We start from the raw sequence: 13222 nt of genomic DNA, 5'->3' as shown, positions 1-13222 counted from the left end.
AATGTCAACATTTAAATTATACTTTTTAATTTGTGCCTTAACAATAGGCTTTGGTAACTATGATGTATGTGCGCAAGCATTTAGCGATGAATGGATAGCCCTTTTTAACGGTAAAGATTTAACGGGTTGGAAACAGCTAAACGGTACGGCAAAATACCGTGTTGAAAACGGAGAAATAATAGGAACCACCAAAACCAAAATCCCAAATAGTTTTTTAGCTACTGAAAAAAATTATAGCGATTTTATTTTGGAATTTGAGGTTTTAGTCGATCCAACAATTAATTCCGGTGTACAATTTAGGTCCAACAGTATTGAAGCGTATAACAACGGAAGGGTTCATGGCTATCAATTCGAGTTGGACCCCAGCGATCGTGCTTTTAGTGGCGGCATTTACGACGAAGGCAGAAGAGGCTGGTTGTACCCATTATCCTTAAACCAAAAAGGCCGAAAGGCTTTTAAAAATGGGATATGGAACCACTGTAGAATTGAGGCCATTGGCAAGTCTGTTAAAACTTGGATAAATGGTGTACCATGTTCAAACTTGGTGGACGATTTAACACCTTCAGGTTTCATTGCATTGCAGGTTCACGGTATCGGCACCAATGAAAATCTTGCCGGAAAAGAAATTAAATGGAGGAATATTAGAATTAAAACAAATAACTTAAATGAGGCGCGTTTGCCCTCGAATCCAGAAGTTAAGGAAATGAGTTATTTGGTAAACACGCTAACCCAAAACGAAATAGATAAAGGTTGGCGTTTGCTTTGGGACGGTAAAACCAACAAAGGTTGGCGTGGCGCAAAACTGGATCATTTCCCAGAATCTGGGTGGGAAATTAAGAATGGTGAATTAGCTATTTTGGCTACGGACGGAGGCGAATCGACAGGTCCCGGAGACCTGGTTACCGAAAAACAATTCAGCAGTTTTGAGTTAGAACTAGAATTCAAAATTACTGAAGGTGCGAATAGTGGCATTAAATATTTCGTCGATGCCCAACTTAATAAAGAAACGGGGTCTGCCATTGGCTGTGAATTTCAAATTTTAGATGATAAAAACCATCCCGATGCAAAAGCGGGTATAAATGGAAACAGAACCCTTGGGTCGCTATACGATTTAATTAAAGCAGAAAACCTCTCGATACCAGAAAGAAATAAGACATTTAAAGGTGTTGGCAGCTGGAACAAAGCACGAATAATCGTTAAAGGCTCGCATGTAGAGCATTGGTTAAACAATGAAAAAGTGATTGAATACGATAGGCATTCACAAATGTTTAAAACCCTTGTAGCTTATAGCAAATTCAATAAATGGGAGGGGTTTGGGCAATGGCAAGGTGGTCATATTTTATTGCAAGACCATGGCGATACCGTGTATTTTAGAAGCATCAAAATCAGGGAATTTTAGTCAATCGATAACACATTTACCCATAAAAATCTTTTAATTTTTTGAATAATAAAAAATCAGTTTTAGGCATCTTATCAACTATTGCGCTTGCGCTTATTATGGCAGGATGCAACACCGTTTCGTATGATGAGCCCATCATATCATTGGACAATTACCATATTGAACCAGGTTTTAAGCTTGATGTTATAGCCTCAGAACCTTTTATTGAAGCCCCCGTAGCCATGGACTTTGACAACAAAGGTAGAATGTGGGTGGTTGAAATGAAAGGCTATATGCAAAATTTAGAAGATAGTGGTGCCGACATGCCAAACGGCACTATTTCTATTTTGGAGGATTTAGACAATGACGGAATCACCGACCATTCAAAGATATTTATTGATGGGCTTATACTTCCAAGAGCTATTGCCCATGTTTATGGCGGTTTATTGTATGCCGAACCACCAAATCTGTGGTTTGTCAATATAAAAAATGACAAGCCTGTAAATAAGGTTTTAGTAGATTCTTTATATGCCGATGGCGGAAATGTTGAGCATCAACCCAATGGATTAATGATACACATTGATAATTGGATTTACAATGCCAAATCGAATTTTCGTTATCAAATGAAAAATGGGAAGTGGATTAAAGAACCCACCTCGTTTAGAGGGCAATGGGGAATAACCAAAGATAATTTTGGAAGACTGTATTACAACAACAACTCCACACAATTAATAGGCGATTATGTGCTACCCAATACCGTGATAAAAAACCCTTATTACAAACCAAATGCAACGTTAAACAAAACCTTAACCCCAGACCAGCGCGTGTATCCCTTGCATGCAACCTCTGTGAATAGAGGCTATCAAAAAGGGGTATTAGATAAAGATAGTATTTTGGTTAATGTTACTTCGGCCTGTGGCCCCTTGGTTTATCGAGGTGGTCAGTTCCCAGAAAATTATTTTGAAAACGCCTTTGTTTGTGCTCCAGAAGCTAATCTTGTGAAGCGTAATATCTTAACCTTTTCAGGTTATAAAATAACCGCTAATCAAGCCATTCCAGAGAAAGAATTTATAGCCTCTACTGATGAAGGATTTCGGCCCGTAAATCTATTTAACGGTCCCGATGGCCATATGTATATAGTAGACATGCACCGCGGAATCATACAGGACAAAGCCTTTTTAACCCCTTATTTACAAAAACATTATGCCGACAAAAAGCTTGACACGATTATAGGCATGGGACGCATACTAAAGGTAAGCCACCAAAACAGCACTTTTAAAGAAACCATTAAAATTGAAGAATTAAAAAGCAAAGCACTAGTTGATTTACTTAAAAATTCCAATGGATGGATAAGAGATCGCACACAACAATTGCTTGTATTTAAAAACGACAAAAAGACCATACCTCTTATAAAGGAGATAACTGCGGATATAACGAATCCCATTTCCCAAATACATGCCATGCATACTTTAAATGGGTTGCAGGCTCTCGATTACATTATATTGGAAAACATATTGTATTCAAACAGTGACAGTGCCGTTATAAATCATGCTTTAACATTGTTAGAACAATTTGCTTCGGCTGATAACTTGGTTTCAACTAAAAAAATAATAAGCCATTTCCTTCAAAAAAACGATAAAGAAATCGATTTGTATATAGCAAACACTTTAGGGGAATGGATCCCGTTTTCAACCGAAACGTTTTTTCCTTTATTAATGGAATTATCACACAAATATAAAACCGAAAAAGCATATCAAGAAGGCATCATAAATAGTTTAAGAAGTGTTGAGGAAGATTTTCTTATGTTTTTAAATCAGTTTGAAAAAGATTCTTCCGAGACTATGTTATTCGAGTTATTAACTCAAACTATAAACAATAAAAGCAAAGATGTAAAAAATGCCATATTTACCGAAACAACGGTAGGCACCGATGCCCGAACAGCTGGATATAAACTTTACAAAAACACATGTGCGGCGTGCCATGGAATAAACGGCAATGGGGTTGATGGACTTGCGCCGCCTTTAAAAGATTCAGAGTACGTAACAAAATCAGCCGAAAGATTGGCTTTAATTATTTTACATGGTTTATCGGGTCCTATCCACGTTAACGGCAAGTTATATGATTTAAATGCAACAATGCCCGGTTTAGCTGGGAACCCAGAATTCACCGATAAAGATTTGCAAGACATTATTAGTTATTTAAACAATGCCTTTGCCAAAAAGCCCAATAACATCAGTATTGAAAAAATAAAATCATTACGAGAAATAAAACCAAAAGATGGTGGCACTTTTAGTGAAAAGGAATTGCTCGAATTAAAATATTGATTTGATTACGATGCATGTTTACACCAAAAACTGAAACAAATCGGGTTTGTTATTCAAGTAATCGCCGTAAAAATTTTGCGCTTTCATTTTAGTGATTAACGGCTCTAAATCTGATGACGATTTTAACTCAATTCCAACCACGGCAGACCCGTTTTCACGATTGGTTTTTTTAGCATATTGAAAATAGGTAATATCGTCGTTTTCGCCCAAAATATCAACTACAAATTCTTTTAAAGCTCCGGCACGTTGCGGAAATTTAATGATGAAATAATGCTTTAAATTGGCATAAAGCAAAGCGCGCTCCTTAATTTCGGAGGTTCGTGTAATATCGTTATTGCTTCCACTTACAACGCAAACTACGTGCTTGCCTTTTATTTCTTCGGCATAAAAATCCAACGCCGATATACTTAAAGCACCCGCAGGTTCCACTACAATGGCATCTCTGTTGTACAAGTCTAAAATAGACTGACAAACCTTACCCTCTGGAATGCTAATCATATCATCGAGATTCTGTTTACATATCGGGAAAGTTAAATCGCCAACGCGTTTAACCGCAGCACCGTCAATGAATTTTTCAATACTTTCTAAAGTAGTGTTTTTATTGTTTTTGATTGAAACCGACATAGATGGCGCGCCTTTAGGCTCAACACCAACAATTTTGGTTTTTGGAGACAGTTGCTTAAAAACCGTTGATAAACCTGCAGCTAATCCGCCACCGCCAACGGCTATAAACACATAATCGATAGGTTCTGTAGCCTGCTCTAAAATCTCCAATGCTATGGTGGCCTGTCCTTCAATAACCTTTTTATCGTTAAAAGGATGAATAAAGGTTTTGTGCAATTGTTCACATTCGGCAATGGCCAATTGATTGGCATCATCAAATGTGTCGCCTTCCAAAACAATAGAAACATATGCCCCACCAAACATTTTAACCTGTTCTACTTTCTGCTTTGGCGTTGGTGCAGGCATAAAAATTGTGCCCTTGATTTTTAATAGTTTACAAGATAGCGCAACACCCTGAGCATGATTTCCGGCGCTGGCACAAACCACGCCTTTTTCAGCTTCTTCTTTTGACAATGCACTTATTTTATTATAAGCCCCTCTAATTTTATACGAACGGACTTGTTGCAAATCTTCGCGTTTAAAATAAATTTGTGCATTATGCGTATCGGAATATCTAAAACTAAGGCTTAAAGGCGTAACTGCCGATACGTTTTTAATGGTATCGGCAGCTAGCTTTATATCATTAAGATTAGGAAAATATGTGGTTTTCTCCTTATTCATTAATTGTATTTTAAAAATACCTACAAGGTTTTTGAAACCTTGCAGGATGAATTTTCATATTAAACTATAGGCTTCATAGCCGTCATTGAGGCTCTTAAAAATTCACCTACTTTTTCAACCGGGTGATTTCTTAAAGCTGCATTAACTTCAATTAATCGAGCGTTATCAACACCGTCACCATTATCGGCAGCATAAGTTTTACCGATAACATCAGTATCTACGTTTTTCATAAAATCGGCTAATAAAGGCTTACAAGCATGATCGAACAAATAACATCCGTACTCCGCAGTATCAGAGATTACACTGTTCATTTCGTATAATTTTCTTCTGGCAATGGTGTTCGCAATAAGCGGTGTTTCGTGCAGCGACTCGTAGTAAGCAGAAGCATCGATAATTCCAGACTCTGTCATGGCCTCAAAAGCCAATTCTACTCCGGCTCTAACCATAGCGACCATTAATACGCCATTATCGTAGTATTCTTGCTCGGAAATCTCAACATCACCCGCCGGTGTTTTTTCAAAAGCGGTTTCAGCAGTTTCAGCTCGCCATCCTAATAAATCTTTATCATCGTTAGCCCAATCTGCCATCATACCTGCAGAGAAACGACCTTCAATAATATCGTCCATGTGCTTTTGGAACAACGGACGCATAATCTCTTTTAATTCTTCTGACAATTCAAAAGCCTTAATTTTTGCTGGATTTGAAAGTCTGTCCATCATATTGGTAATACCACCATATTTAAGACCTTCGGTAATGGTTTCCCAACCGTATTGAATTAATTTTGAAGCATAGCCAGCATCCACGCCTTTTTCAATCATTTTATCAAAACAAAGAATAGAACCAGTTTGCAACAAGCCACATAAAATGGTTTGCTCACCCATTAAATCACTCTTAACCTCAGCAATAAAAGACGATGCCAACACACCTGCTCTATCTCCACCGGTAGCTACGGCGTAAGCCTTTGCTTGTGCCCAACCTTTACCTTCTGGATCGTTTTCATCGTGCACCGCAATTAAGGTTGGTACGCCAAATCCTCTTTTGTATTCTTCTCTCACCTCGGTACCTGGGCATTTTGGCGCCACCATAATTACGGTAAGGTCTTTACGGATTTGCATGCCTTCTTCAACAATATTAAAACCGTGAGAATACGATAATGTAGCCCCTTGTTTCATTAAAGGCATTACGGTATTTACCACATTGGTGTGCTGCTTATCCGGTGTTAAATTTAGCACCAAATCTGCTGATGGAATCAACTCTTTGTATGTACCAACTGTAAATCCGTTTTCGGTGGCATTTACAAAAGATGCACGTTTTTCCGCAATGGCAGCATCACGTAAGGCATACGAAATATCCAATCCGGAATCCCGCATGTTCAAACCTTGGTTTAAACCTTGAGCGCCACAGCCTACAATCACTATTTTTTTACCTTTTAGCGCATTTACACCATCTTGGAATTCTGAAGAATCCATAAATCTACACTTTGCCAATTGGCTTAATTTGTCTCTTAATGAAAGGGTGTTAAAATAATTTCCCATTTTTAATTTTATTGTTAATTATTGGTTATTGAATGCTTTTAGCATTTCAGTTATTTTCATTTCTTCTTTAGTAACGGCTATTCGGCCAGAACGCACAAATTGCATGATGCCAAACGCGTTCAGTTCGCGTCGTAACAGTTCTATTTCTTGTCGTCTTCCAGATTTTTCCAGCACAAAAAACTCTTTATTTACCGTTACAATTCTAGCGTTACTTTCTTTAATTATATTTTGAATTTGAGGCTCTTCAAACAGTAAATCGGACTTTATTTTAAACATACCGGATTCTTGATAAATCGTTTCATCCTCGGTATGATAATAGGCACGAATCACCTCCACTTGCTTTTCAAATTGTCCGATTATTTTTTTTGCTTGATGCTCGGTAATATTTACAACTATTACAAATCTATTTACACCTTCAATTTCAGATTGCGATGTGGTTAAACTTTCAATATTCATGTGTCTGCGCTGAAAAATGGCAGAGATACGGTTTAACAACCCGATGGTATTTTCAGTATATATTGAAAATGTGAATGTTTTTATGTCTTCGTTCATGTTCTTTAAGATGATAGAAAATAGATGCTAGAAAATAGACTGATTCAACAATGCTACAAGTTTATTTTCATTCATTAAACATCTTTTTTCTTTGTTCTATTTCTTTATTCTTTATTCTTCATTTAACTTAAACGGATATCTGAAACCGATGCGCCCGAAGGAATCATAGGAAACACGTTATCTTCTTTTTCTACGCAAACTTCTAAGAAGTAAGGCTCTTTTGATGCCATCATTTCCTTTACGGCTTCGGCCAAATCTTCGCGCTTAACAACTTTTCTGGCTTTTAAGTAATAACCTTCTGCAATGGCCACAAAGTTTGGGTTTATCATTTCGGTAGAGGCGTATCGCTTATCGAAAAACAACTGTTGCCACTGACGTACCATGCCTAAAAATTCGTTATTTAAAACCACGATTTTAACCGCGGCTTTTTGCTGGAAGATAGTCCCCAATTCTTGAATATTCATTTGATACCCCCCATCGCCGATAATGGCTACCACTTCCCGCTCTGGCGCAGCCATTTTTGCACCAATTGCTGCTGGTAATGCAAAGCCCATGGTACCTAAACCTCCTGAGGTGATGTTGCTTTTGGTTTTGTTGAATTCTGAATAGCGACAAGCGATCATTTGATGCTGGCCCACATCTGAAACAATGGCCGCATTACCTTCGCTTTGTATGTTTATTTCCTTTAAAACCTCACCCATTGTTAGGCCTTCTTTGGTTGGATGAAGATCGTCTTTTATAACTTTTTCGTATTCAATCGTATATAAATCCTTAAATTCTTGATGCCACGCCTCATGCGAATTTTTGTTTAATAGTGGCAATAACTGCGCTAAACTATCTTTGGAATTACCCAAAACAGCCACGTCTGCAAATACGTTTTTATTAATTTCGGCAGGATCTATTTCAAAGTGAATAACTTTAGCTTGTTTGGCATAGGTATCCAAACTCCCCGTAACACGGTCATCAAAACGCATCCCAATGGCAATTAGCACATCGCACTCATTGGTTAACCTATTTGGCGCATAATTACCGTGCATCCCAACCATACCAATATTTAATGGATGTGAGGTTGGTAAGGCCGAAGCCCCCATAATAGTCCACGCTGCAGGAATTCCCGCTTTCTCAACAACCGCTTTCAGTTCTGCCTCGGCTTGTCCTAAAATAACACCTTGCCCCCAAACAATCATGGGTTTTTTAGCGGCATTGATTAAATCGGCAGCAGCTTTAACCGCCTCTAAATTCGTTTTAGGCACCGGAATATAACTACGTACCCCTGTACATTTTTTATATTTAAAATCGAGTTCTCCAAATTGGGCATCTTTTGTAATATCGACTAAAACGGGTCCCGGTCTTCCGCTTCTTGCAATAAAAAATGCTTTGGCTAAAACCTCGGGAATATCCGCGGCTTTTGTAACCTGACAATTCCATTTAGTAACCGGTGTAGAAATACCAACAATATCTGTTTCCTGAAAGGCATCGCTACCTAATAAGTGCGATGGCACTTGCCCTGTAATACAAACCAACGGTGTGGAGTCTATTTGCGCATCGGCGATTCCAGTAATTAAATTTGTTGCTCCCGGGCCGGAAGTTGCCATGGCCACTCCTACACGTCCGGAAATTCTAGCAAACCCTTGGGCCGCATGTGCTGCACCTTGTTCGTGACGTGTTAATACATGATGGATTTCATCTCTGTATTTAAACAATTCATCATAAACTGGCATAATAGCACCTCCGGGATATCCGTAAAGAATATCAACACCTTCGGCTATTAAACTTCTAACTATCGCTTCACTACCTGTAATGCGTTCGCTTGGTTGCTCTAAGTATTTTGCTTTTGTCATGGTTTTTGTTTCCATAAATTTCAATTAAAACGCATCAGTTATACAGCCTTGAGATGCCGATGCCACTGTTTTAGCGTATTTATACAATATTCCTTTTTTATGTTTTAATTCGGGTTCAACCCATTGCGATTTTCTTTCGGCTATTTCTTCTTCTGATAACAACACATTTATAGAGTTGTCTTCAGCGCTAATTCTAATTTTGTCGCCTGTTTTAATCAATCCGATTGTGCCACCCGATTGTGCCTCAGGTGTAATATGCCCAACCACAAAACCGTGTGTCCCTCCGGAAAAACGTCCGTCGGTTATTAAAGCCACCGACTTTCCTAAGCCTGCTCCCATAATCAGTGAGGTTGGTTTTAACATTTCCGGCATGCCCGGACCTCCTTTTGGGCCGACATAACGAATAACAACCACATCGCCTTTTTCTACTTCGCCATTTGAAATACCCGTATTCGCAGCCTGTTCGCCATCGTAAACCACCGCTTTTCCTTCAAACAACAAACCTTCATTTCCTGATATTTTGGCAACAGCACCTTCAGTGGCTAAGTTTCCATAAAGAATTTGTAGGTTTCCTGAAGATTTCAAAGCTTTGTCCTTTGGATAGATAACATCTTGGTCGTCTTCAAATTTAAGTGGTTCAACATCTGCTAAATTTTCAGCTAAAGTTTTACCCGTAACGGTTAAACAATCTCCATGTAAATAACCGTTGTCCAACAGATATTTCATAACCGCGGGCGTACCACCAATGCCGTGAACATCTTCCATTAAATATTTTCCGGATGGTTTTAAATCTGCAATCAACGGTGTTTTATCACTAACACGTTGAAAATCTTCTAAAGTAAATTCAATATCCGCAGCATGTGCAATAGCCAAAAAGTGCAGCACCGCATTGGTTGATCCACCTAAGGCGTTAACAAGTGCAACGGCATTTTCAATAGATTTTTTAGAAATGATATCCAAAGGTTTTAAATCTAATTCCAATAAGTTTTTAATGGCTCTTGCTGTTCTTTCGCTTTCCGATAATTTATTTGGATTTTCAGCCGGAATAGATGAGTTATAAGGCAACGAAAAGCCCATACATTCAATAGCCGAAGCCATGGTATTTGCGGTGTACATACCGCCGCAAGCTCCTGCGCCCGGGATGGCTCTTTTTATAATGTCTCTATATTCTTCCTCATCAATTTCGCCTGCCACTTTTTGTCCCAACGCTTCAAAAGCCGAAACGATATTTAGTTTTCTACCTTTGTAACTTCCCGAAGCTATGGTACCGCCATACATCATTATCGATGGGCGATTTAAACGCAGCATCGCAATAACGGCTCCGGGCATATTTTTATCGCAACCCACCACAGAAACCAGCGCATCGTAACTTTGGGCATTCATTACCGTTTCAATAGAATCTGCAATAATATCTCTTGACGCCAACGAATAGTTCATACCCGAAGTACCCATTGAAATACCATCGCTCACCCCAATGGTATTAAAGCCCAAACCAACCATGTTGGCTATTTTGCATTCTATTTTTACTTCTGCGGCCAAATTGTTTAAGTGCATGTTGCACGGGTTGCCATCGTACCCTGTACTTGCAATGCCCACTTGGGCTTTTTGCATATCTTCATCAGATAAACCCACGGCATACAACATGGCTTGTGATGCTGGCTGAGATTCATCTTGTGTTAATCTCCTACTATGTTTATTAAGTTTATTCATATTTATTGCAAAATTTTTTGCTTTACTTTGTTTTCAGTATAAATATTCTTGCGATTTAAGATTTTGATTAAAAAATCAACAAAATTCCTTAAACGGCTACGAAATTAAATTATTACATTTTTAAATCTGTTTTTCGCTGGATTTTATGGTTAAATCCAGCACCAATAAAACCAATTTATTAGATTGATTATCAATGTTTTAGAGCGTATTTTTTATGACGTTCAAAAACCTTTAAAATATGCAATAAAAAAAGCCTTCCGTTTAGGGAAGGCTTTTAAAATTATTTTAAGTTTTAATATAGCATTCCCTAACGTTGTGAAATAATCACAATGATAATAATTGAAATGATATTTAAAATTTGCTTTTTCATTTGTTGCCACAAATATTGTAAATAATATTTACATGACAATTCTTTTTCTTAAAAAAAGAAAAATCGGCTCGCATATTCTTTTATTTTTTTACTTTTGCCAACACAAATAACAGAGGAAAGATTTGACTGATTGCAACCTCTTTGTGCAGACCTAGTTTTACAAATAATTATGCAAAAAACCTGAATAAATACAGGTGAAGCGGGTTAAGCACAAGTAAAAATGCTAAAGGCAGTGTAAACTTCCTTCGACGCTATCGTCAAATCTGTAATAAAATTTAAAATATGGCTTATTTATTTACTTCGGAAAGTGTTTCTGAGGGACACCCGGATAAGGTAGCAGACCAAATTAGTGATGCTTTAATCGATAACTTTATAGCGTTCGACAAAGACTCGAAAGTAGCTTGCGAAACCTTAGTAACTACGGGACAAGTTGTTTTGGCTGGCGAGGTAAAATCGTCCACCTATTTAGATGTTCAGAAAATAGCGAGAGAGACCATCAATAAAATCGGCTACACCAAAGGCGAGTATATGTTTGATGGCAATTCGTGTGGTGTTTTATCGGCCATTCACGAGCAATCTGATGATATAAACCGTGGCGTGGATAGAGCGAATAAAGAAGAGCAAGGTGCCGGCGACCAAGGTATGATGTTTGGTTATGCCACGCGAGAAACTGAAAACTTTATGCCTTTGGCTTTAGATTTGTCGCACCGGATTTTAAAAGAACTTGCCGAATTGCGCAGAGAAAACAAAGACATCACCTATTTAAGGCCAGATTCTAAAAGTCAGGTTACCATTGAATATAGCGATGATAATGTCCCGCAACGTATTGACGCCATTGTTGTGTCGACACAGCACGACGAGTTTGATGAAGACGAGGCTATGCTCGCCAAAATAAGAAAGGACATCGTAGAGATTTTAATACCGCGGGTAATTGCCAAAATACCAGAGCAAATACAAGTGTTGTTTAATGATGGTATTACCTATCATATTAACCCAACCGGGAAATTTGTTATTGGCGGGCCGCATGGCGATACAGGATTAACCGGACGTAAAATAGTTGTTGATACTTATGGCGGTAAAGGCGCTCACGGTGGTGGTGCGTTTTCTGGAAAAGACCCAAGTAAGGTAGACCGAAGTGCCGCTTATGCCACACGCCATATTGCTAAAAACTTGGTTGCCGCAGGTGTTGCCGATGAAATCTTGGTACAGGTAAGTTACGCTATTGGGGTGGTTGAGCCTATGGGTGTTTTTATTGACACGTATGGCACTTGCCCTTTTAATATGACCGATGGCGAAATTGCAGAAAAGGTTTCTAAATTATTTGATTTACGCCCATTTGCCATTGAAGAACGCTTAAAATTACGCGCGCCAATGTACAGCGAAACCGCTGCTTACGGACACATGGGACGCGAAAATGAAACCGTTACCAAAACCTTTACCCAACCCAATGGTGAAAGCGTAACCTTAGACGTTGAGTTATTTACTTGGGAAAAACTGGATTATGTTGACAAAGTAAAAAAAGCCTTTGGTTTGTAACACCAAAACGTTTTATAATATTTAAAAAGCCTTGTAATTTGTTTTACAAGGCTTTTTGTTTTTTGTAAAACTTGATTTCGTCAGAAACTTTTTCTAAATTCGTAAGGAGCAATTTCTAAGCGAAAGCTAAAAAGCGTCATGGAAAAAGGTCAAATCATATTCGAGATAATCAAATTTACTCTAATTGTATTAGCAGCTCTTTTTACATACTATAAATTTTTTCGAGAAGGAACACATAAGCAACGTATTGAATTTGATATTGATTTTTATAATCTGGGAGTACTGAACACTGATAGAATTATAGAAATTGGAGCGTTAGCAGAAAATAAAGGTAATGTAGAGCAAAAATTTGATAGTATGCTACTTCGAATTCGAGGAATTGATAAAAACAGTGAATTGAATGAGCTAAAAAAACATAAACCCCGACTTGTTTTTCCATTAAATTCCAAAAACAAGTGGGAAATGATACCTAAAAAGTATATACCCTATTTTGTAAGACCTGGAGTAAAACAAAGATTTCCAATTGTCCTAAAGATTCCTAAAAATTGGACTCACATACTAGTAAAAATCACTTTTAAATATAGAGGAACGAAAGATGTACATGTTTCGGAAAGAGCATTTCAAACGAACGTTGAAAATTGACACTTTTAAAATCCCTACGATTAAAATGTAATAGCAAGACCAACAATCAA

The 13222-nt window shown here is 38.0% G+C and carries 9 protein-coding genes; 4 read left to right on the top strand and 5 right to left on the bottom strand.

The features are described 5' to 3' along the window. Position 1 precedes the first annotated feature (1 nt). Both RNZ47_RS09245 and RNZ47_RS09240 read left to right on the top strand, forming a co-directional pair. On the top strand, positions 2-1399 hold the full coding sequence (locus RNZ47_RS09245) for a 3-keto-disaccharide hydrolase (RefSeq protein WP_311939121.1): 1398 nt from the start codon (positions 2-4) through the stop codon (positions 1397-1399). A gap of 41 nt (positions 1400-1440) precedes the next feature. Beyond that, entirely contained in the window at positions 1441-3702 is a 2262-nt protein-coding gene (locus RNZ47_RS09240) for a DUF7133 domain-containing protein (protein ID WP_311939119.1), read from the top strand. A gap of 18 nt (positions 3703-3720) precedes the next feature. Here RNZ47_RS09240 and ilvA read toward each other — a convergent pair whose 3' ends face one another. From ilvA to ilvD, 5 genes are all read right to left on the bottom strand, one after another. Then, the gene (ilvA, locus tag RNZ47_RS09235; RefSeq protein WP_311939117.1) at positions 3721-4986 is read right to left on the bottom strand and encodes a threonine ammonia-lyase IlvA; all 1266 of its coding nucleotides are present in this window, start codon (positions 4984-4986) and stop codon (positions 3721-3723) included. Between the two features lie 59 nt (positions 4987-5045). Further along, a complete protein-coding gene (gene ilvC / locus RNZ47_RS09230; protein WP_311939114.1) occupies positions 5046-6521 on the bottom strand; it encodes a ketol-acid reductoisomerase in 1476 nt (491 codons plus the stop codon). A gap of 18 nt (positions 6522-6539) precedes the next feature. Beyond that, positions 6540-7073: an acetolactate synthase small subunit gene (gene ilvN, locus RNZ47_RS09225; protein WP_311939112.1), complete on the bottom strand. Its 534-nt coding sequence runs from the start codon at positions 7071-7073 to the stop codon at positions 6540-6542. A 122-nt stretch (positions 7074-7195) separates the two neighbouring features. Then, positions 7196-8929, bottom strand: a complete 1734-nt coding sequence (ilvB, locus tag RNZ47_RS09220) for a biosynthetic-type acetolactate synthase large subunit (RefSeq protein ID WP_311939110.1) — start codon at positions 8927-8929, stop codon at positions 7196-7198. Between the two features lie 9 nt (positions 8930-8938). Continuing rightward, positions 8939-10624 carry a dihydroxy-acid dehydratase gene (gene ilvD, locus RNZ47_RS09215; RefSeq protein ID WP_311939108.1) on the bottom strand — a complete coding sequence of 562 codons (1686 nt, stop codon included), beginning with the start codon at positions 10622-10624 and terminating at the stop codon, positions 8939-8941. Positions 10625-11276: 652 nt separating this feature from the next. On the opposite strand from ilvD, the gene metK reads away from it, so the two are divergent. Together metK and RNZ47_RS09205 are read left to right on the top strand one after the other, a co-directional pair. After that, complete coding sequence (gene metK / locus RNZ47_RS09210) at positions 11277-12530, top strand: methionine adenosyltransferase (protein ID WP_311939106.1); 1254 nt, start codon at positions 11277-11279, stop codon at positions 12528-12530. 138 nt (positions 12531-12668) lie between these two features. Continuing rightward, positions 12669-13172: a hypothetical protein gene (locus RNZ47_RS09205; RefSeq protein ID WP_311939104.1), complete on the top strand. Its 504-nt coding sequence runs from the start codon at positions 12669-12671 to the stop codon at positions 13170-13172. Positions 13173-13222 lie beyond the last annotated feature (50 nt).

It is taken from the genome of Hwangdonia seohaensis, assembly GCF_031932625.1.
GTDB classification, from domain to species: Bacteria; Bacteroidota; Bacteroidia; order Flavobacteriales; family Flavobacteriaceae; genus Hwangdonia; species Hwangdonia seohaensis.
The sequence above is the reverse complement of the archived record's forward strand: the minus strand, read 5'-3'. Positions and strand labels throughout refer to the sequence as shown.

Coding starts and splice junctions, on each gene's coding strand:
- ilvA (WP_311939117.1), bottom strand. CDS start 4,986: ATGAATAAGGAGAAAACCACATATTTTCCTAATCTTAATGATATAAAG.
- ilvB (WP_311939110.1), bottom strand. CDS start 8,929: ATGGAAACAAAAACCATGACAAAAGCAAAATACTTAGAGCAACCAAGC.
- RNZ47_RS09205 (WP_311939104.1), top strand. CDS start 12,669: ATGGAAAAAGGTCAAATCATATTCGAGATAATCAAATTTACTCTAATT.
- RNZ47_RS09245 (WP_311939121.1), top strand. CDS start 2: ATGTCAACATTTAAATTATACTTTTTAATTTGTGCCTTAACAATAGGC.
- ilvC (WP_311939114.1), bottom strand. CDS start 6,521: ATGGGAAATTATTTTAACACCCTTTCATTAAGAGACAAATTAAGCCAA.
- ilvD (WP_311939108.1), bottom strand. CDS start 10,624: ATGAATAAACTTAATAAACATAGTAGGAGATTAACACAAGATGAATCT.
- ilvN (WP_311939112.1), bottom strand. CDS start 7,073: ATGAACGAAGACATAAAAACATTCACATTTTCAATATATACTGAAAAT.
- metK (WP_311939106.1), top strand. CDS start 11,277: ATGGCTTATTTATTTACTTCGGAAAGTGTTTCTGAGGGACACCCGGAT.